The organism is Pantoea sp. Mhis, from assembly GCF_009830015.1.
The window spans coordinates 1-22,918 of record NZ_SZZX01000011.1 but is presented as its reverse complement, the minus strand read 5'-3'; the positions used below and the strand labels follow the sequence as shown (position 1 = coordinate 22,918).

The 22,918-nt window shown below is 26.6% G+C and carries 15 protein-coding genes and 1 tRNA gene; 11 read left to right on the top strand and 5 right to left on the bottom strand.

The window, feature by feature from the left end; all coding sequences use genetic code 11:
• The first annotated feature begins 2,455 nt into the window (after positions 1-2,455).
• The gene (gene dnaB, locus FD727_RS03875) at positions 2,456-3,862 is read left to right on the top strand and encodes a replicative DNA helicase (protein ID WP_159938863.1); all 1,407 of its coding nucleotides are present in this window, start codon (positions 2,456-2,458) and stop codon (positions 3,860-3,862) included.
• A 490-nt stretch (positions 3,863-4,352) separates the two neighbouring features.
• Positions 4,353-4,967 carry a YitT family protein gene (locus FD727_RS03870; RefSeq protein ID WP_159938859.1) on the top strand — a complete coding sequence of 205 codons (615 nt, stop codon included), beginning with the start codon at positions 4,353-4,355 and terminating at the stop codon, positions 4,965-4,967.
• Positions 4,968-5,179: 212 nt separating this feature from the next.
• Here FD727_RS03870 and uvrA read toward each other — a convergent pair whose 3' ends face one another.
• Positions 5,180-8,008 carry an excinuclease ABC subunit UvrA gene (gene uvrA, locus FD727_RS03865; protein WP_159938857.1) on the bottom strand — a complete coding sequence of 943 codons (2,829 nt, stop codon included), beginning with the start codon at positions 8,006-8,008 and terminating at the stop codon, positions 5,180-5,182.
• Positions 8,009-8,243: 235 nt separating this feature from the next.
• Here uvrA and FD727_RS03860 point away from each other — a divergent pair, with 235 nt between their 5' ends.
• Positions 8,244-8,777, top strand: a complete 534-nt coding sequence (locus FD727_RS03860) for a single-stranded DNA-binding protein (protein WP_159938855.1) — start codon at positions 8,244-8,246, stop codon at positions 8,775-8,777.
• A 616-nt stretch (positions 8,778-9,393) separates the two neighbouring features.
• On the opposite strand, the gene sbmA is transcribed toward FD727_RS03860, so the two are convergent.
• From sbmA to FD727_RS03845, 3 genes are all read right to left on the bottom strand, one after another.
• Entirely contained in the window at positions 9,394-10,626 is a 1,233-nt protein-coding gene (gene sbmA, locus FD727_RS03855) for a peptide antibiotic transporter SbmA (RefSeq protein WP_159938854.1), read from the bottom strand.
• A 973-nt stretch (positions 10,627-11,599) separates the two neighbouring features.
• Positions 11,600-11,675, bottom strand: a tRNA-Phe gene (locus tag FD727_RS03850).
• Positions 11,676-12,140: 465 nt separating this feature from the next.
• A complete protein-coding gene (locus FD727_RS03845) occupies positions 12,141-13,445 on the bottom strand; it encodes an anaerobic C4-dicarboxylate transporter (protein ID WP_159938852.1) in 1,305 nt (434 codons plus the stop codon).
• Positions 13,446-14,280: 835 nt separating this feature from the next.
• Between FD727_RS03845 and FD727_RS03840 the strand changes: the two genes are divergently transcribed.
• Positions 14,281-14,574: a co-chaperone GroES gene (locus tag FD727_RS03840; RefSeq protein ID WP_159938851.1), complete on the top strand. Its 294-nt coding sequence runs from the start codon at positions 14,281-14,283 to the stop codon at positions 14,572-14,574.
• Between the two features lie 46 nt (positions 14,575-14,620).
• The gene (gene groL / locus FD727_RS03835) at positions 14,621-16,273 is read left to right on the top strand and encodes a chaperonin GroEL (protein ID WP_159938850.1); all 1,653 of its coding nucleotides are present in this window, start codon (positions 14,621-14,623) and stop codon (positions 16,271-16,273) included.
• A 137-nt stretch (positions 16,274-16,410) separates the two neighbouring features.
• Here the strand turns inward: groL and epmB are convergent, their stop codons facing one another.
• Positions 16,411-17,436, bottom strand: a complete 1,026-nt coding sequence (gene epmB, locus FD727_RS03830) for an EF-P beta-lysylation protein EpmB (RefSeq protein ID WP_159938848.1) — start codon at positions 17,434-17,436, stop codon at positions 16,411-16,413.
• Positions 17,437-17,471: 35 nt separating this feature from the next.
• Here epmB and efp point away from each other — a divergent pair, with 35 nt between their 5' ends.
• The 6 genes from efp to rpsI all read left to right on the top strand — a co-directional run bounded on the left by efp (position 17,472) and on the right by rpsI (position 22,366).
• Positions 17,472-18,038, top strand: coding sequence for an elongation factor P (gene efp, locus FD727_RS03825; protein ID WP_159938846.1), 567 nt, complete (start codon positions 17,472-17,474; stop codon positions 18,036-18,038).
• A 226-nt stretch (positions 18,039-18,264) separates the two neighbouring features.
• Positions 18,265-18,399: an entericidin A/B family lipoprotein gene (locus FD727_RS03820; RefSeq protein ID WP_159938844.1), complete on the top strand. Its 135-nt coding sequence runs from the start codon at positions 18,265-18,267 to the stop codon at positions 18,397-18,399.
• Between the two features lie 348 nt (positions 18,400-18,747).
• Positions 18,748-19,725, top strand: a complete 978-nt coding sequence (gene epmA, locus FD727_RS03815; RefSeq protein ID WP_159938861.1) for an elongation factor P--(R)-beta-lysine ligase — start codon at positions 18,748-18,750, stop codon at positions 19,723-19,725.
• Positions 19,726-20,206: 481 nt separating this feature from the next.
• Positions 20,207-21,334, top strand: a complete 1,128-nt coding sequence (zapE, locus tag FD727_RS03810) for a cell division protein ZapE (protein WP_159938842.1) — start codon at positions 20,207-20,209, stop codon at positions 21,332-21,334.
• A 197-nt stretch (positions 21,335-21,531) separates the two neighbouring features.
• Complete coding sequence (gene rplM / locus FD727_RS03805; RefSeq protein ID WP_159938840.1) at positions 21,532-21,960, top strand: 50S ribosomal protein L13; 429 nt, start codon at positions 21,532-21,534, stop codon at positions 21,958-21,960.
• Positions 21,961-21,973: 13 nt separating this feature from the next.
• Positions 21,974-22,366: a 30S ribosomal protein S9 gene (rpsI, locus tag FD727_RS03800; RefSeq protein WP_159938838.1), complete on the top strand. Its 393-nt coding sequence runs from the start codon at positions 21,974-21,976 to the stop codon at positions 22,364-22,366.
• The last annotated feature ends 552 nt before the right edge of the window (positions 22,367-22,918 follow it).

The following is a 22,918-nucleotide window of genomic DNA, read 5'->3' as shown; positions in this document are numbered from 1 at the left end:
CACTCTTCTATATCTTGCAGATGATATGTTGAGGGAAACCAGCCCTCAAACATAATCAGTACCAAAGACGGAATGTGCTAGGATAACGTCAAATGGGACAACCATCTGCTCTAAAATTAAACAAAGAGAAGCCTTGCCCTGAGTAGAGCTTTTTATTCCTTCATACCAAACACTATGAGATGTATTCTGAAATATATTTATATTAGCTCACCCAGGACATTTTTTTGGATTCCTTTATTCCTCAATCTGATAAGTTTCTATGTACAGTGATTATTAAATGAATTGTATTAATTATGCCAGTTATAAATAAAAAACCAACTAACAAAAAATACCGAAAAAAAATATAAATTAACATACCTCACACCTGTCACATGATCTGCCCGTAAATTTTTCCTTACATTTACACTGTCCTGTTACTATATCACAAGCCTCTCCTTCTTTACCACCAGTAATACTACATTCACAAGCTGAAAATTGTGTTATATTTTTTAATAATACTGTATGAATAGATTATTATACTACTAATAACTTAACTTATACTGATATTATTATATTATATAATATATATATTTTATAATTTTCGTATTTTATAATATTTGTAATAATATCTAACATATTGAATTAATGTATTATGTATAATTAAATTATTATATAATACATTGATATCTCTTTATGTAAGAGCAAATATTTATAATTAATAGTATTAATAATTAAATTAATTTTTTAAAAAAAATTAATGAATTTAAAATAATTTTATTAATTAACAACTATATAGTTCTATCATATTTAAATAATGAAATTATATATCAATAATTTCATTATTTAAATATTCAATTATAAACATATATATAAATATATATATTCATAGTTAAATAAATATAAATAGAATCTCTATAAATCGTAGAATTAATATAAAATATAAGATTAGATTTTTATCTAAAATTGTTTATTGTTTTAATATTAAAAGAAATTTAATATCATTATCTATCTGCATTATAAGTTTAATCATATAATTTATATTATATAATGAAATGAACAGCAGTATACCTATTTTATTATTAGAATATACTTAATCACAACAATGAAGAACATCTCGTCGTTATGTAATTGATATGAATAATGGTAATCTTGTTTAACTAGAAAGATATACAAAATTAATATAATTATATATTTACAATTAAATTAATTTCTAAATATCACTTATTCTTAATATCTGTTAAAAAAGAAAATTTACAGTGCACATTATAATAATTAATGCAACAGTTATATAGAAATATATTAAAGCTATATAAGTGGAGTTAGTTTATACGTTAACTTTATATATGTTAAGATTATATCTTCAAATATAACAGTAATTTAAAATAAATATATAAAAGAACTTAGAAAAATAAAAATTCAATTACATTCTTTAGATGATATCATGATAAGTAAAGACATATGTAAAAATTACGTATTTAAATTTGGATGATTCGTGAACTATTTGATATTTAAGATATATATTGAATGGTTAGTGCAAGTAGAACTATAAGAACTATGAATTTTATATGGATAAAAGTTAAAAAAACCAAGTTTGGGATATTATATGCTCTCCACATTTGAATTTACATAATAAATATTTAGAAAAGTAATTCGTTTCGTTATTTAAATCATAGATTTTATAAATGAGGAAGATAAATTTCATGTATCAAAAACAGTAAATTGGGTAGTATTGAAATAACTATTTGGATTATAAAAAGTTATCGAGTAATGGATTTGTGATTAATTTAATAATCTTTAATTAAGCGTTTTTTCTGATCTAAAAAATATTATTAATCAATAGATATCTAAAGTATAATTATACTTTAAAATAGTACTATTATTTTGATAAAATCAAATGTTAAATATACATGTTAAAGTTTTAACTATTTATTAAATAAGATTTTTTATTAAAAAATGCACTATTATATTAATTCATAATATGAAATAGATTTACATATAAAAATAAATATTATTCATTAATATATTGGAATATAAGTTAATTTTTGATTGATATTAAACTAAATAAAATAAATCTTTATTTAAAATTAACATATCTTTTAAAGATTAATTTAAATAAAAATTAGCATTATCTAAATTTGAATAATATTAATAAAATAATTATAAAATTAACTTCATAAATAAATTACAATTTATAACATTATAAGATAACTAATTTTTATATTGCGTTTCTTATTTTAATCCCTATATATAGATGAAATTAATAAAAACTATTTAAATCTAAAAATTATTTATCCTATAACATTAATTGTTAACTTTCAATAAATAATAAATTTGTTTAATCAAGTTTACTGATATAACATAGAATGATTTAATTAATTAATTAAGTTAAATAAATGTTTTTTATTTTGTTTCTATGATTGTTTGTTTTAAGACACTATACTTGTTCGTTCTTTTTATGATCGGTAATGCATTTACTATGGCAGGAAACAAATCCACCAATAAATTAGACAGAACTTGCGATTGTCAGCTGGAAGCCATAAAAATGCCACCGCATTCTATTGAAGCAGAACAATCAGTTCTCGGTGGTTTAATGTTAGATAATGAGCGCTGGGATAATGTCTGTGAATATGTAGTAGCAAATGATTTTTTTAATTATTCACATCGTATGATATTTAGCGAAATGCAAAGATTACTTGAATTAGGTCAACCTATTGATTTAATTACTCTTTCTGAATCTTTAGAAATTCGCGGTGAACTGGAACAAGCAGGAGGATTTGCTTATTTAGCAGAATTAACTAAAAATACACCTAGTACTGCAAACATTAGTGCTTATGCAAATATTGTAAGGGAACGAGCAATAGTACGGGAGATAATTTCAGTAGCAAATAAGATTGCCAATGCTGGTTATGATCCGCAAGGCCGTAGTAGTGAAGAATTGCTTGATTTTGCCGAATCTAATGTTTTTAAAATTGCTGAGCAACGTTCAAATAAAGATGAAGGTCCTAAGAATATCGAAAAGGTTCTTGAATCTACAATATCCCGTATTGAATCATTAGTATCATCTTCAAACAATGGTGTGACCGGTATTGATACTGGTTATCATGATTTAAATAAAAAAACTTCAGGTTTACAAAGATCAGATTTAATTATTATTGCATCTCGTCCATCAATGGGTAAGACTACTTTTGCTATGAATTTATGCGAAAATGCTGCAATGTTGAGTAATAAACCAGTGTTAATTTTTAGTCTTGAGATGCCTAGTGAATATTTAATGATGCGTATGTTAGCTTCTCTATCACGTGTTGATCAAACACGTATTCGAACAGGCAAGTTAGCAAATGAAGATTGGGCACGCATTTCTTCTACAATGAGTATTCTACTTGAAAAAAAGAATATGTACATTGATGATGCTTCATCTTTAACCCCTAATGAAGTTCGATCACGTGCACGGCGCATCTTTCGTGAAAATGGCGGTTTAAGTCTTATTATGATCGATTATTTGCAATTAATGCGTGTACCAACATTATCGGATAATCGTACTTTAGAAATAGCGGAAATTTCACGTTCTCTTAAAGCGTTAGCTAAAGAATTAAATGTGCCGATAGTGGCACTTTCACAACTTAATCGTTCATTAGAACAACGTTCGGATAAACGTCCAATTAATTCAGATTTACGTGAATCTGGTTCAATTGAACAGGATGCAGATTTAATTATTTTTATATATCGTGATGAAGTGTATCATGAGAATAGTGATTTAAAAGGAATTGCTGAAATTATCATTGGTAAACAACGTAATGGTCCAATAGGTACAGTACGATTAACCTTTAATGGTCAGTGGTCCCGTTTCGATAATTATACTAATACTAAATATGATTATGAGTAATTATCATTAATTTACGGTAAATCAAAGTTAACACATCAATATTGAAATCATCCTAATTATAATAAATTTATATAAAATAATATTTTTGATATTAACATTTTTCATTATTTAGTTTATGATCACTTTCTAAGTAAATAGAATACTTATGTATTATTTATTGATAGGCCCATAAATTTCATTTAAATATGAGAACCATTTTAATTAAAGATAAATTGATTTAGTATGTTTTAACAAAACAATTTTATTTTTAGTTAATTATTAATTAATTTATAAATTAATTAACTGGGTTAAAACTTCTTAATAGGAACATACGATACAATCTCATTATCGCTAGTATAAATCAAGATTTATATTTGATAGCTTATATCAAATATAAATAAATTAGATTGCTATATCTTTATTAAAGATAATCAATATTATTAACATCTTCATGGCACATTGTGTAGTGAATTTTATAATTAAACTATCGCTTTTGCACTGAGATTAATGTATGGATAAAAATATTAAATTTTCTAAAACATCACATTCATATATTGAAGATGTATTAGCAATTTTATTTGGCACATTAGTGATATCATTTGGCGTGTTAATGTTAAAACAAGCTGGTACATTGACTGGTAGTTCAGCAGGAATTGCTTTTTTAATTAGTTATGCAACTTCGTTATCATTTGGTAGTATATTTTTTTTTATTAATATACCATTTTATTTTTTAGCAATAGGTCATATGGGATGGGAATTCACTCTAAAAACTTGTATTGCTGTAGCACTAGTTTCAATATTCACTTATATACATCCGCTGTTTGCACATTTTTCTGTAATCAATCCATTTTACGCAACAATATTTGGTAACATAATTATGGGAATGGGATTTATTGTATTATTTAGACATAAAGCATGTCTTGGTGGTGTTAATATATTGGCACTTTATCTACAGGATAATATTGGTTTACGTGCTGGAAAATTACAAATGATTGTAGATAGTTGTGTAGTATTAGCGTCATTATTTGTAGTTACCATTCCTATGTTAATTTCTTCTATAGTAGGAGCAATTGTTCTAAATGTTATTATAGTCATAAATCATCGCCCAGAAAGGTATATTGTTTAATTATTTATTTTTATATAGTTTATAAAACCTAATATTATCTTAAGCATTTATATATAAGTATATCTGCTTGTATTTAAGAAGTATAAAATAATCATATTATTAGCATAAATAATATGATTTTAATCAAATTTGAATAAATCAGTAATGTTTACTATTTATTTCTATTAAAATATGACACTTAGTGATGAGTATAAAATTAGTTTAATCGGATATTAATTTTTTAATATTGGTTTAAGAAAAGATGCAGTATATGAGTTTTTACATTCGGATACATTTTCTGGAGTCCCTGCAATTAAAATTTCACCACCTTTAGCACCTCCTTCTGGACCTAGGTCAATAATCCAATCAGCTGTTTTAATTAAATTAAGATTATGTTCAACAACTATAATAGTGTTACCTTGATGGCGTAATTGATATATTATCTTTACTAATTGCTTGATATCGGCAAAATGCAATCCAGTAGTAGGTTCGTCGAGAATATAAAGTGTTTGATTAGTATTTTTTTTAGTTAGTTCACGTGCTAATTTTAAGCGCTGCGCCTCACCTGTAGAACACAGAGCAGTAGAATGGCCTAGAGTAATATATGACAAACCAACATTTATCAATGTTAACAATTTTTTTGATAATGTTGGTATTGATTTAAAAAAAATATGAGCATTTTTGACCGTCATTTCTAATACTTCATATATATTTTTATTTTTATATTTAATTTCTAAAGTTTCACGATTATAACGTTTACCATTACAATTTTCACATTTTACATACATATTTGATAAAAAATGCATTTCAACTTTAATTAAACCATTTCCTTTACACGCTTCACAGCGACCTCCCTGTATATTATAACTGAATCTTCCAGAATTATAACCTCTTAAACGTGATTCTGAAACATTAGCAAATAACTCTCTTATTATAGTAAAAATACCCATGTAAGTTGCTGGATTAGAAAGTGATGTACGACCAATAGATTTCTGATCAATATTGATTACATTATCAAAATGTTCTAAGCCAGTAATATTAAGATATGGTTTAGGTTTGATCCTTTGAATACCATTTAATTTAAATTGAGCAATGGGTAATAAAGTATGATTTATTAGTGTTGATTTACCAGAGCCAGATACTCCAGTAATGCAAATAAAAAGGCCAATAGGTATAGTTAATGTAACATGTTTAAGATTATTACCATGAGCACCTATAAGTTTTAATATTTTAAATGGATTTTGTTTTAATCTTATTCGTGGTACAGAAATATTCTTTTTACCACTTAAATATTGTCCAGTGATTGATTTACTACATCTTACAATAGTATGTATATCACCTTTTGCGACTATTTTTCCACCATCTACTCCTGCACCTGGTCCCATATCAATGATATAATCAGCAGAACGAATGATGTCTTCATCGTGTTCTAATACAATTACAGTATTACCTAAATCACGTAAATGTACTAAAGTAGTAATTAAACGCTTATTATCACGTTGATGTAAACCAATAGATGGTTCATCAATAACATAAATAACACCTACTAGTCCAGAACCAATTCGACTAGCTAATCTTATTCGTTGTAATTCTCCTCGTGATAAATTTTCTGCAGAACTAGATATTGATATATAATCTAATCCAACATCGATTAAAAACTTAAGTCGATGAATAATTTCTCTAATCATTTGTTGAGCAATTTTAGCACGTTGATTATGTAATTTAAGATTGCGAAAAAAAAGCATTGCTTTTTCGATGGTCATATTCATAATATCTGGTAAATTAGTATTCTCTATAAAAATATAACATGCTTCTTGACGTAAACGGGTACCATTACAACTAGTACAAATATGATTACTATTAAATTTAATAGATTTATTACTAATTACATTAAAATTTTTAGCGTCATGTAGATGTGCTATCTCATGCAATAATCCTTTAAATGAATGATACGATATCATATCAATTCCAAGCTCATTGATATGTTTAAAGGGAATTTTTTCTTGACCAGAACCATATAAAATTATATTACGTATTTTATCATTTAGTTGATTCAAAGGTGTTTCAATATCAAACTTTAGACTTTGTGCTAAGGAACATAGCATTTGAAAATAATAAAAATTATGACGATCCCATCCTAAAATAGCTCCATCTGCTAATGAAATGTTAGGATTATGTATCATATGTGAAAAATCAACGTATTCTCGTATACCTAAACCGTTGCAAGTAGGACAAGCACCACTTGGATTATTAAATGAAAATAAATTTGGTTCTAATTTTGGTATACTATAACCACATATAGCACAAGAAAAATTAATTGAAAAGAAAAGTGCTGTTGGATTAATATCTTGTGTGTCAATTACCATAGCAATTCCAGCACTTAATTTTAGTGCTATTTCTAATGATTCAGCTAAACGTGTTGAAATATCATGATGTACTTGAAAACGATCAATTACCACTTCAATTGTATGTTCTTTTTTCAGCTCCAATTTTGGAGGGTTAGAAAGTTCATAAATTTTATTGTCAATCCTAACGCGTATATATCCTTGAATATATAATTTTTTTAGTATTTCATTATATTCACCTTGTTGATTTTTAACTAAAGGTGATAGTAACATTAATTGACATCCTTCTTTTAAAGATAAAATTTGATCAACCATTTGACTAATTGTTTGTGATGAAAGAACTATATTATGATTTGGACAACGTGGTTCTCCTAGTCTAGCAAAAAGTAATCTTAAATAATCGTAAAGTTCAGTAATAGTTCCAACTGTTGAACGTCGATTATATAAAATTGATTTATGCTTTATAGCAATAGAAGGTGTTAAACCTTCAATATAATCAACATCTGATTTTTCCATTAAAGATAAATATTGACGTGTATAAATAGAGAGTGATTCGACATAACGTCGTTGACTTTCTGCATATAATGTATCAAATGCTAATGAAGATTTTCCTGATCCAGATAAACCAGTAATTGCAATAAATTTATCACGAGGTATAATCACATTGATATTTTTTAAATTATGAGTACGAGCACCTCTAATTTTAATTTTATTCATTTACCTTCCTAAAGGTAAGAATTATTAAAAATAATTTTTATATATAGTTAATATAACTATATGCTATATAACTATAATATTGTAGATATACATCTAACATTATGGATCAATATTTAATATTTGTTAAATATATTATTACATGAAATGTAAATAACACTGAAATTATAATCAAGCTATCTATCTTACATAAAGACATGGTAAACTATAATATATTAATATATTAGGAGATAACCATATGGCTAGTAGAGGTGTTAATAAAGTAATTCTTATTGGAAACTTAGGTCAAGATCCTGAAATACGTTATATGCCTAATGGCGCTGCTGTAGCTAATATTACGTTAGCTACTTCAGAAAGTTGGCGTGATAAACAAACTGGTGAAAATAAGGAATTTACTGAATGGCATCGGATTGTATTGTTTGGAAAGTTAGCTGAACTAGCAGGAGAATATTTACGTAAAGGTTCACAAGTATATATTGAAGGACAACTACGCACTCGTAAATGGCAAGACCAAAGTGGTCAAGACCGTTATACTACTGAAGTAGTAGTTAATGTAGGAGGTACTATGCAAATGTTGGGAAGTCGTCAACAAAATAGTACTAATAGCAATGCAACCACAGTTGGACAAATAAATACTAATAATAGTAGTGGATGGAGTAGTAGCACAAAAATTGAAAAACAGTTCAGTGATGATACACCACAACAATTACAACACAATCCTTTGATAAAAGATGAAATAGCTATGGATTTTGATGATGATATTCCTTTTTAAGATAAATTAAATAATCTAAATATTTTATTTTTAATAAAATTTTAAATAGTTAATATCTAATATGTTACTTTACTATAAGTAATATTAATCATTTTATATGTGATTTCATCTTCCCAATGAATACGATTAAAGTATACATACTTATCTTCAATGAAGATATATAACTTAATTTAAAGTAACTGAGGATATAAATATTGTTAGAACATAATATATCCTAATATAAATTAGGATATATTATATCTTTATAAAAAAGATTTTTTAATAAGCATTAAAAATGTTTATCTTTAATTTTTGTAATACTGATTTAGTTGTAATCTTTTAAAATATTGAATTTTATTGAAATCTATAATATTTAATTTATATTATTAAGATAGAATTATTAATATATATCTCATTATAAGTAATCTTATTTAAAGATTTAAAATAAAATAAATATTATAAATATTGAATTATATATTGCTAATGATATTTATAAAATAGAATCTTTAGTATTCTGAAGTAATTTGAATAAATTGTATATAAATATAAATTATCTACTCATATAATAGATATACAATTAAATTTAAAGAAAAATTAATATGAAATTAAGAAAGTATATTTGTATTCTGAATACGAATTAAAATTTTATATTTTTAATATGAACAATTAGTATACTTTCTAATATTTGCTCAAATTTACGTAAACGTTTATATATTGATATTAGTGTGATTAGTGTAGACCATGAATTGATTAAATATTGAAACGATGAACGTACTTGATCAAATACATTAATAATTTGATTTAATAATCCTAGAGTAATTACTCCTGCTACAATTGAAGGAAATAGCATAAATAAACCGAAAATACTATCTATTTGTAAATAGAGAATACGAGTCATGTTAAAATAAAGATAATGAAAATAAAGTCTAAAATAATTTTTTTGCACTCGACTAAATAATTCCTGTACAGTTGGAGGGGTTGCACGATAAAATATATCTTCACCATAAATTAATTCTTTACGATAAGCAGCTTCCACACGTTGATTACGAAATTCTAAACTTGGTAATTTTACTCCAGCCATTACAAGAAAAATTGTTCCAAGTATTGCCCATAATAATGCAGCGAATACTAATGCATAAGGAATATTACCTAATATAGGAATTTGGGTTACATGATGAGATAAAGCAATTAAAACTGGTAAAAATGCTGCAAGTGTCATTATAGCTTGAATAAAACTTACTCCCCAATCTTCTAACATGCTAGAAAAGCGCATTGTATCTTCTTGTACACGTTGTGCTGCTCCTTCTACTATTCGTAGATGTTGCCAATTATATATGTAATAATTATTCATTGCTGTACGCCAACGAAAAACCCAATGACTAACAAAAAAAGAATTCATTACACCAATTACTACAGCAATTAAAGCAATACCTAAAAAATCTAAAGCTTGACTATAAAATTGACTCAAATATATAGAACCAGCTTTGGTTAGAGACTGTTGTATCATATCATAAAAAGGACCATACCAAGCATTGATATCAACCCCAACCTGTACACTTAACCAAGTAACGAATATAATTAATGATGATCCCCACACAGACCAAGCTTGCCAGGGATGATTAGCAATCATACGCCAAATAAATGCAAAAATTGTTGTTGATAACCAGTAATAAGCATAAAACCATATCTGACCTGGAGCTATAAATCGTTCTATTGTTGCTGGTAAAGGTTGCTGCATCGTAACCTGCAATAATAAACCACATCCTGGTAATATATTAAAATAATTAAACCAAGCAAAAATTGCAATTAAACTCCAACCCAATGCTGAGCTAAAGAAAATTAATGGTTGAGGGAAAAATGATCTAAACATAATCACTCCGCTGTTGTATGCACTCTTTTATACCGTTTCAGAGTACTACCTGTCTGTAGTGACATTTCTGAACAATGCAGATTTAGCGTTGCAATTTTGAACAGCAGATCAAATTATTCATTTATAAGTTTGAGTTTAATTCAACTACTTGAATTATAAGCAAACAATTTACTATATTAAATATATAAGTAAATAATCATAAATAAATTTATTGCTTTTGTTTTATATAAAATTTTTAAAAGGAAGTGTATAATTTGAAATTTGTTTAAAGAATGATATTCTTTAGAATAAACTTAATAAAATTAATATATTCTATCTTTACTTATAACTATTGCTAATAGCTATATATCTATAGTTATTTAATAAAATATTTATTAATTTCTTATGAATAAGAAACTATATATTGAAATTAGATATTTTTAATTATAAAGTTCGTAGTGATTAACTATTTATAGTGAATTTAATTTACTAAGTTTTAAATGTATATATAATTTTAGCGAGGTATTTTGCATTTATTTGTTTATACTTACTGATATATGCAAAAGAGGAGGGAACATTTGTTAAGAACAAAAGAAAATTATACTAGAAACAATAAATAAATTAACTAAAAATAAAATCATATAATCATATTATAAAATATTAACAATTATCGACTTATTTTTAATAAAAATTATGTTAACTAAATATATATCAATAAAAATTCTATATGAACTTATTTAGTTCATATATATTATGAATATAAATTTATTATAAATCTTACAATCATAACTAAAATAATTATTTTATACCTATATAATTAACTAATATATTATATTTTAATATATAATTGAAATTCATTGTTGTATGGAGAGTAATATTTTATGTTAATGAAATGGTAATAAAATCTTCATAAGTGTGTATATTGACTACATAATAAATTGTATGAATTTACAAATAAAAATCATATATATAATAGCATAAGCTTACTTTTATGTGGTGCCCGGACGCGGAATTGAACCACGGACACGGGGATTTTCAGTCCCCTGCTCTACCGACTGAGCTATCCGGGCACCATCAATTCATTAAACTCTAATAATTTGTCTTAGTCAATATATTTTATATCTACAAATTTTATTTATGTAAGAAGTTAATCTTTATATTTGATATTGTTATTAATATTTTGTAATAAAATTATTATATTATTGAATCATATATTCATGTATATACATTGTTCGATATTATCACTATAAATAAGTTTGATGATACTATATCAATGTAGTATATGTAAATATGTTAGTTATTAACAATTAATTTACTAATAATTCTATAATGTTATAGATAAATTATTTAAATATTTGCTTGATTTTAGCAGACATATCGTCATATGAATTTTAATAATTATTATAGAATTGATTATTCAAATTCATAGTTAATATATAAGATTATGATTATAATAATAAATTATTACTAAATTAGCAATCATTTTAATAAAAATTAATATATAAGATATATAGCGTTTAATTGAATCTAAATATTTAAAGAATAATATTAGCAAATAAAAAACCAAATATTACAGAAAAAATAATCGATAATATACCAGGGATAATAAAAGAGTGATTAAAAATATAATTACCAATTTTAGTCGATCCAGTATCATCTATTTCTACTGCTGCTAACAGTGTAGGATAAGTAGGTAATATAAATAACGCAGATACTGCAGAAAAAGAAGCTACTACTGTTATGGGAGATAGCCCCAATGTTAATGCTGCTGGCATTAAAGCCTTTGTAGTAGCAGCTTGTGAATAAAGCAAAGTAGATGCGAAAAAAAGTATTAGTGCAAGCATCCAAGGATAACTTTGTAATATGTGACTTGCAAATAATTTTAAATTATTTAAATGTGCTTGAATAAAAGTATCTCCTAACCAAGCAACTCCCATTATACAGACGCAAGCGCTCATACCAGATTTAAAGGTACTAGCATCTATAATCGAACTAGTATCTATTTTACAAAAAATACAAATTAAAGTAGCGACAGTAAACATAAACACAGTAATAGCTTCATTACGGCTTAAGATAGGATTGGAAATTAGTTCAATATTTTCACTGGTAAAGGTACAATATAACATTACCGAAAAAATACCTATTAAAAATAATAAGACAGCAAGTCCAGCATGTGGTTTAACTTCATAAACTTTTCTTGTTTTTCTAGATGATATTTCTCCTTTAAGCAACTGTGCTTGATATACATGATCATCTTTTAGATCTTTACCAAGAAAATTAGTGACCATTGCTGCAAGAAAAATTGAAATCATGGTGGAAGGTAAAGAAACACAGAGTAATGTTAAATAATTAATACCATAAGGTTCTAGAATAGAAGCAAAAAATACTACTGCTGCAGAAATTGGAGATGCAGTTATAGCAATTTGTGAAGCAATTACAGCAATAGAAAGAGGTCTTGATGGACGAATGTTATGCTCTTTTGCTACTTCAGCAATTATGGGTAACGTAGAAAAAATAGTATGACCGGTACCTGATAGTAACGTCATTATATAACTTATTAATGGGGCTAAAAAGGTAATATGACGTGGATGTTTACGTAGTAAGTGTTCAGCTAATTTTACTAAATAATCCATTCCTCCTGCAACTTGCATTACAGCAATAGCTATGGTTACTGACATAATAATTTCAATAACATCAAAAGGAATTATACCAGGTTTAATACCTAAAATTAACGTTAATATTAAAACACCTAAACCACTAGACAAACCAATCGCAATACTACCAAGACGTGCACCAATTAAAATACTTAATAAAACAATAACAAATTCTACTCCTATCATTTTGATTCCTTAGTCAATGTTTAAAGAAATTATAATTTATTAGATTTATAACTAGTTAAACATAACTATTTAATAGCTAATTTTAATGTTATAAAAGTAAACAAAGATTGATTATCTTTTATATTTTTAATATAGTATTTTATAATTAATTAAATATATAAAGATATATAATTAATTATAATAAAAAGATTTAAACTGAAACTAAGTTATGATCAAGTTATGTAAAAATTAATTAGCATATTGTTATAAATTTATTAATTATATAAATATAATACATATTAACTTGATAATTATTAAAAATATAATTTTTATGATTTTATCATTTATATAGTTAGTATGCATTTTATTATTAACTTATAACTTTTCAAGTTATGTACATATTATTTATTTAAGTTAATATCTAAGTACTTTTAAAAGTATATATTTAATATTTTATTTTTAATACAAACAAAATTGCAATTAGATACAATCTAATTATTTAACTTAATTATTTGTAATATATTTAATTTTTGATTTGATATAGTTGATTATAAAATCAAATGATTGTTAATCTTAATTTATTTAAATAGAAATTATATTTTATAATATAATTATATTAAGATTGCTTACAAATTTTTCGTTTAAGATATTTTATTTAAAATTCTAAAAGAATTATCTTGTAAATAAGATAGATATTATAAATATTAAGGAACATTTCATTAAAATGAAATATTTTATTTTCTACCCCTTGAAAGAAGTTTATACTGACCTTATCTTCCCACCACGGTCCCGGAACACTATCCGGTTTTAACATTAAGGTTTTAAGATTTAATTTCTATATGAGGAGAGCTACTACATGAAAATTCGTCCATTGCACGATCGTATTATAGTCAAGCGTCAAGAAGTTGAATCTAAATCTGCTGGCGGTATCGTTTTAACTGGGTCTGCAGCCGGTAAATCAACACGTGGTGAAGTATTAGCTGTAGGCAATGGCCGTATATTAGAAAATGGTAATGTTAAGCCATTAGATGTAAAAATAGGTGATGTGGTAATTTTCAATGAAGGCTATGGCGTTAAAACTGAAAAGATTAACGAAGAAGAGGTATTAATCATGCCTGAAAGTGATATTTTAGCGGTTGTTGAAGAGTAATTCGCACATAATTCATTAAATAGAAAGAATTTAAGGGATATTTCAAATGGCAGCTAAAGACGTAAAATTTGGTAATGACACACGAGTAAAAATGCTACGTGGTGTTAATGTACTAGCAGACGCGGTAAAAGTTACTTTAGGACCAAAAGGCCGTAATGTAGTTTTAGATAAATCTTTTGGTGCACCAAGTATTACTAAAGATGGTGTTTCCGTTGCACGTGAAATCGAATTAGAAGATAAATTCGAGAATATGGGTGCACAGATGGTTAAAGAAGTTGCCTCTAAAGCAAACGATGCTGCAGGTGATGGTACTACTACTGCAACTGTACTAGCACAAGCTATTGTAAAAGAAGGTTTAAAAGCTGTAGCTGCGGGTATGAATCCAATGGATATGAAGCGAGGTATTGATAAGGCTGTAGTAGCTGCTGTTGAACAGCTCAAAATATTATCTGTGCCTTGCTCTGATTCTAAAGCTATTGCCCAAGTAGGTACCATTTCTGCTAATGCCGATGAAAGTGTTGGTACTCTTATAGCGCAAGCAATGGAGAAAGTAGGTAAAGAAGGTGTGATTACGGTTGAAGAAGGCACTGGGTTACAAGATGAATTGGATGTAGTTGAAGGTATGCAATTTGACCGTGGTTATCTTTCTCCTTACTTTATCAACAAGCAAGAAACTGGCATTGTTGAATTAGAAAATCCAAATATTCTATTGGTAGATAAAAAAATTTCTAATATTAGAGAATTATTACCGGTTTTAGAAACAGTTGCTAAAGCAGGTAAACCATTATTATTAATTGCAGAAGATGTTGAAGGTGAAGCTTTAGCTACTTTAGTTGTAAATACTATGCGTGGTATTGTAAAAGTAGCTGCAGTAAAAGCTCCTGGTTTTGGTGATCGTCGTAAGGCTATGTTGCAAGATATTGCTATTCTAACTGGTGGTACCGTAATTTCTGAAGAAATAGGACTAGAATTAGAGAAAGCTACATTGGAAGATTTAGGTCAAGCAAAACGTGTGGTTATCAATAAAGATACTACTACTATTATCGATGGTGTAGGTAACGTAGGCGCTATATCTGGTAGAATCAGTCAAATTCGTCAGCAAATAGAAGAAGCAACTTCTGATTATGATAAAGAAAAACTACAAGAAAGAGTTGCTAAATTAGCAGGCGGTGTAGCTGTGCTAAAAGTGGGTGCTGCAACTGAAGTTGAAATGAAAGAGAAGAAATCTAGGGTTGAAGATGCTCTAAATGCAACTCGTGCAGCCGTAGAAGAAGGAGTAGTTGCCGGTGGTGGTGTAGCATTAGTACGTGTTGCTGAAAAAATTGCTACGTTACAAGGACAAAATGAAGATCAAAACGTAGGAATCCGTATTGCTCTACGCGCAATGGAAGCACCTCTTCGTCAAATTGTTGCTAATTCAGGTGAAGAACCCTCTGTAGTAGCTAATACGGTAAAAGCTGGAGAAGGTAATTTTGGTTATAATGCTCAAACTGAAGAATATGGTAACATGATTGATTTTGGTATTTTAGATCCTACTAAAGTCACACGTTCTGCTTTACAATACGCTGCTTCAGTAGCAGGTTTAATGATTACAACTGAATGTATGATAACTGATTTACCCAAAGGTGATACACCTGACTTAAATGCTGCTGGTGCTGGTGGTGCTGGTGGTATGGGTGGTATGGGCGGTATGATGTAATTTTTTCTAAATGATTATATTTTAATCTTCTAGATCCCCCTACTTAAAATAAGTTGGGGGTTTTTAGTAGGTGATTCATTTTAATCGTTTTTAATCTTTCAAAGTATAAAAATATTTTATTTTTATAATATAGGTGTTTATTCACTTAATTCTAGATCTAATGGTATTTTACTTGGTTTTCCGCTTATTTCACGAGTGAGTTTTGGTATTAGATATCCAGATAACATTGTTAGTAGCTGTCTTACCAATTTTCGTGCTTCCTCGTCTGAAACAAAGAAATGCGCAGTACCTTGTACTTTATCTAAAACGTGTAAATAATAAGGTAAAATACCTATATCAAATAAGGAATTATTAAGATTTGCTAAAGTTTGTACATTATCATTAATATTACGTAATAACACACTTTGATTCAGTAAAGTCACACCTATTTTCCTTAATTTTTTCATACTATGATATAATTCATTACTAATTTCCTGCATATGGTTAATATGAGTTACCAATAATACTTGTAATCTAGTATTATCTAATATATGACATAAATCATTGGTAATACGTTCTGGAATAACTATTGGTAACCGTGTATGAATTCTTAATCTTTTTATATGAGCAATATTTGCTAACATATTTATTAACCAGGATAATTCACTATCTTTTGCCATTAATGGATCACCACCCGAAAAAATAATCTCATCTAATTCTGAGTGCATATTGATATAATTAATTGCCATTTGCCAATTAGTCTTATTACCTTGATTATTATGGTATGGAAAATGACGACGAAAACAATATCGACAATTTATAGCACAGCTACCTTTAACTAACATTAGTACTCGATTTTTATATTTATGTAATAAACCTGGAATTATGTTATTTTGTTCGTTAAGAGGATCACTACTGTAACCTAAAATATTATCAAATTCACGAGAATTAGTTATTACTTGAAGTAATAATGGATCTTGTGGATTACCTATAGTCATAAGTTTAATAAATTTACGTGGTACGCGTAATGGAAACAATATTCTAGCTTTTGTTCCTAAAATTAAAGATTTATACTGATTAAGCGATAAAAGTTCTAATAATTCATAAGGATTAGTAACACTATTATTAAGGTGATACAACCAATTTTCTTTGAAAGTTTTATATTTAGTTATGCATTTAATCATTCTTACTTTTTCCAGAATATTTATGAGATTACTTTATGACAGTTTATGTTAGTAATGATTTTCATCCAGGTCTAAAGATTATATTTGAAGGTGAACCTTATAGTATAGAATCTAGTGAATTCGTTAAACCAGGCAAAGGTCAGGCATTTGTACGTGTAAAAATGAGACGTTTATTAACAGGGTCTCGTGTTGAGAAAACCTTTAAATCTACTGATTCTGCTGATGGTGCAGATATTAAAGAAATAACATTATTATATTCCTATAATGATGGTGCTTTTTCATATTTTATGCATCCAAAAACCTATGAGCAATATCAAGTGGAAGAAAAAATCTTGCATGAAGCGCAAAAGTGGCTTCAAACTAATGTGGAGTGCATCGTAACTTTCTGGAATGATAAACCTATCTCTATTCGGCCACCAAATTTTATTGAAACATATATTATTAACACAGAACCAGGGCTAAAGGGTGATAGTACTACTTCAAGTAGTAAATTAGCTATTTTATCTACAGGTGCTATAATCAAGGTACCATTGTTTATACAAACTGGTGACCTAGTCAAAGTAGATACTAGATCTGGAGAATATATTTCTCGTGTTAAGTAATAACTTCAAACTATCTAAGGTAGTTAACATGTATTTTATACATATGTTTGTAAAATACAAAATCAATAAATTTTACCCTAATGAAAGTTTAATTTTTTAAATATTTGAAGTTGTTAGTCGTTAAGTAAGTAATAATAGCATAATGCATATCTTTATTTTTAATGATTACATATATATAGCAACTATGCTTTAGCTGTACATTTCAATGTAATAAAAGGATATAGCTATGTTAACAAAAGGTATTATGTCATTTTTTTCGATATTAATTCTTTTATCATTACTTTCTGCGTGTAATACTACTCGTGGTGTAGGTAAAGATGTTGAAGCGGGTGGACGAGCAATTCAGCGTAGTGCTAAATAAATATAATCGGTACGAATTTAATTTCGTACCGATTGTTTAAGTTGATATTAATTCAAGTAATAAATTTATAAAGTATTTCAATATTTTGATAAAATCAATTGATTTAGCATCATGATTAATTTTAATAGCTTTGATAGATGTTCATAAATAATTAACAAATAGTTCTTATAAAGACTCACTGTTTGTTAATATAATATAATTGTATATTTTAATTTTAAAAAATTAATGTAAATTTAAATTAAATGATTTAGTTTTTAAATATCTATAGATAAATAGAAAATTATATTATAATTCAAGTCTTCTTATACATTATTAAATAGATATTCTTCATAGAATCACATAATGAAAATAAATAAAAAAGACAATTGGAAACCGAGTATCTCTCTGGAAAACTTATTAAAACGTGCCTCTATTATAAACAGAATACGTTCTTTTTTAGATCAACGTGGAGTAGTAGAAGTAGATACACCTATGATGAGCCAAGCAAGTATTACAGATGTTCATCTAGTTCCTTTTCAAACTAATTTTGTTGATATGTCAGGTAAAAAATATGATTTATGGTTAAATACTAGTCCTGAATATCACATGAAACGTTTATTAGCGGCCGGTAGTGGCTCAATTTATCAAATATGTCATAGTTTTCGTAATGGAGAAATTGGCCGTTATCATAATCCAGAATTCACTATACTAGAATGGTATCGACCTAGTTACGATATGTACCAATTAATGAATGAAGTTAATGAATTATTACACGAAATATTACATTGCGAGAATGCAGAATTAATTTCTTATCAAGAAGTATTTTTACGTTATCTAAAAATTGATCCTCTATCTGCTAGTAAAATAGAATTATGTAAAGCATTAGACAATTTAAATGAGAATCAATTATTAGTTCAACAAGAACAAGATACTGATACAGTATTACAATTGTTATTTATGTTGGGTGTAGAACCTAAGATTGGTATTGATAAACCTACTTTTATTTATCATTTTCCTTGCAATCAAGCAGCATTAGCTTCAATAAACATTCAAGATAATCGTGTGGCAGAACGTTTTGAATTATATTATAGAGGAGTTGAATTAGCTAATGGATTCTATGAACTTACTGATAGTTTAGAACAACATCATCGTTTTAACAAAGATCATAAATATCGCGCTATTCATGGTTTACCTCAATATCCTATTGATACAAATTTACTTGATGCACTTGCTTATGGCTTACCAAGTTGTTCCGGAGTAGCATTAGGGATAGATCGTTTAATAATGTTAACTTTGGGATTAAATTCCCTACATGAAGTGCTTACTTTTCCAATCGATCGTTGTTAACCATATAATATGATAAGTAATAAATGAATTACGATGTATTTTAAAACGATTAATCTTTTAATTATTATTAAACATGTAATTTTATATTTCAATGTAGTATCGTTTTATTTAAATTTTACTAGATATAATTTGTATTAACCATTTATATGATCATAAATATTAATAAATTACTCATTAAGATTAATTTTAAAAATATTATTTTACAAATTCTAGTTTTAATTAATTTAATTTATAATGTATATTAATAATTTGCTTATTATAATAATAATTAAATTAATTAATGTAAATTTCAAACACACAGTTACAATTGTATAATAGAATTTAATTCTATATGAAATGAAGAAATAATGCTAATTATATTCTAAATATACTTATTATATAAGTTTCTTAAAACTTTTTGATTAGTAATTTTATATAAGAAAAATCTTTTTTTTGACTATTAAAATATAACTTTAATCTATTTATGAAGATTAAGATAATCATGGAAACATTATCCCCACTTGCATATTATGATAAAAAAATATTGGAAGGTAAATACTTTCCAGATGATAAACAACGAAAAGCAATTATGCATTTAGATATAATTCAGCAAAAAATAATTCAATATCAAGATGATATAAATCATAGTAATCAAGGTTTATTAGGTTTTTTATGTAAATATATTGATAAAATATCAAGAAATAAAAAAGAAATAGTACGTGGTCTTTATATATGGGGAGATGTAGGTTCTGGAAAAACTTGGATTATGGATCTTTTTTATTCATCCATTCCTAATAATCGTAAATTACGTCTACATTTTAATCATTTTATGTTATATATACATCAAGAATTAATGCAACTTCAGGGCAAAAGTAATCCATTACTTATTATTGCAGATCGTTTAAAAATAAATATTGATGTTTTTTGTTTTGATGAATTTTTTGTATCTGATATTGCAGATGCAATGATTTTAGGTCTATTTATAGAAGCAATACTTGTAAGGAATATTACATTAATTACTACTTCAAATTTATCTCCAGATGCACTCTATCTCAATAGTCAGCAACGTGCTTATTTTATACCAATTATTAATAAAATTCACAAACACTGTGATGTAATACATCTTGATTCAGGTATTGATTATCGTTTACGTCAGTTAACTTTCGTTAAATTATGGTATTATCCAATTGATAAAAATACAAATTTTGCAATGGAAAGAATGTATTATTTATTTTCTGGTCAAATGTCTAAAAGTATTTCAATTTTAGAAATTAATCATCGACAAATACCAATACTTGGAATGTATCAAGGTGTTCTTGCTATTGAATTTTTAATTTTATGTGGTAAAGGCCGCAGTCAATATGACTATATTGAGATATCACGTCGTTTTCATACTGTATTGCTGTATCATGTACCAATAATGTTACACAAAACAGAATGTCAAGCACGACGTTTCCTTACGTTAATTGATGAACTTTATGATCATAAAGTAAAATTAATAGTTTCTGCAGAAACTTCTTTATTTGAAATTTATCAGAGCAAATACTTAAATTTTGAATATAAACGTTGCTTATCACGTTTACAAGAGATGCAAAGTAAAGAATATTTATCTTTGCCACATCATCCTTAAATATATAAATATGTACTGAATTAATTAAAATTTTAAAATAAGTTTTCTATAATTTTTAAAATTTATATGCTCTTAATCTAGATTCTTGATTATATAAATAATAATTTAAATATTCAAATACTTTAGTTAGTGTAACTGTAAACATTAATGTAACATATAAAATATTATTAATATAAATTTCATTTAGGTAATATTTAATGCAAACTTTTGTAGCTAAACCAGCAAATATAAAACGTAATTGGTATGTTGTAGATGCCACAGGGAAAACTTTAGGTCGCTTAGCAACTGAATTAGCACGTCGTTTACGTGGTAAACATAAGGCCACATATACACCTCATGTTGACACAGGTGATTATATCATAGTGTTAAATGCTAATAAAGTTATTGTTACTGGTAATAAGCAGAATAATAAAATTTATTATCGTTATACTGGCTATATTGGTGGTATTAAACAGGCAACATTTTTAGAAATGATCAAACGTTGTCCTGAACGCGTAGTTGAAATCGCGGTTAAAGGTATGTTACCAAAAGGTCCGTTAGGACGAGAGATATATCGTAAAATAAAAGTTTATGCAGGAAAAGAGCATAAACATGCAGCCCAACAACCGCAACTTCTTGACATTTAATCTGGATATAATAATGGTTGAAATTCAAAATTATGGTACAGGTCGGCGTAAAAGCGCTTCTGCACGTGTTTTTATCAAACCAGGCAATGGTGCTATTGTAATTAACCAGCGTTCTTTAGACCAATATTTTGGTCGTAAAACTTCATGTATGGTAGTACGTCAACCATTGGAGCTAGTTGAATTAGTTAATAAAATTGATCTATATATCACTGTTAAAGGAGGAGGTATATCTGGTCAAGCTGGTGCTATTCGACATGGAATTACTCGTGCTTTGATAAAATATGATGAAGGTATGCGTTCTAAACTACGTAAGGCAGGTTTTGTAACACGTGATGCCCGCCAAGTTGAACGTAAAAAAGTTGGTTTACGTAAAGCACGTCGTAGTCCACAATTTTCTAAACGCTAAATATATATATATATATATGCTAAGTAAATTACACTTAAGTAAATAAAAACCCGCTGCAGCGGGTTTTTATTTACTTAAAATAAAATTTAATAAGTATTTATATTAAGTAAAATACTTATTTCTTAATACACAAACTAAATTTTTAAAAATTATTAATAATTTAAATTAACTTTAATTTAGTATTAAATGATAACTATTATCTTTATTAAAAATTATTTAGTATTATTATTAATAATACCGAACATATATTTACTGTTAATAAGCAATATTGAATATTATTTTTTTTACTTTATATAATCTATTGTACTATTCAATATATAACTTTCACTAAAACTATAAAATAAATATATACAAATTGAAATGAATAATTATATTATTATAATATATAATTTAGTAAATATACTTGTCATAAAATTAGATAATTTATTATTATATATTTATATGCTAATAAAATATAAAAAATAAATTAATGTTTAATCATTATTAAAATAATTTTTAAATTTAAGTTACACTTAATTTATAATTTAAATATATTATAAATATAAAATTAAA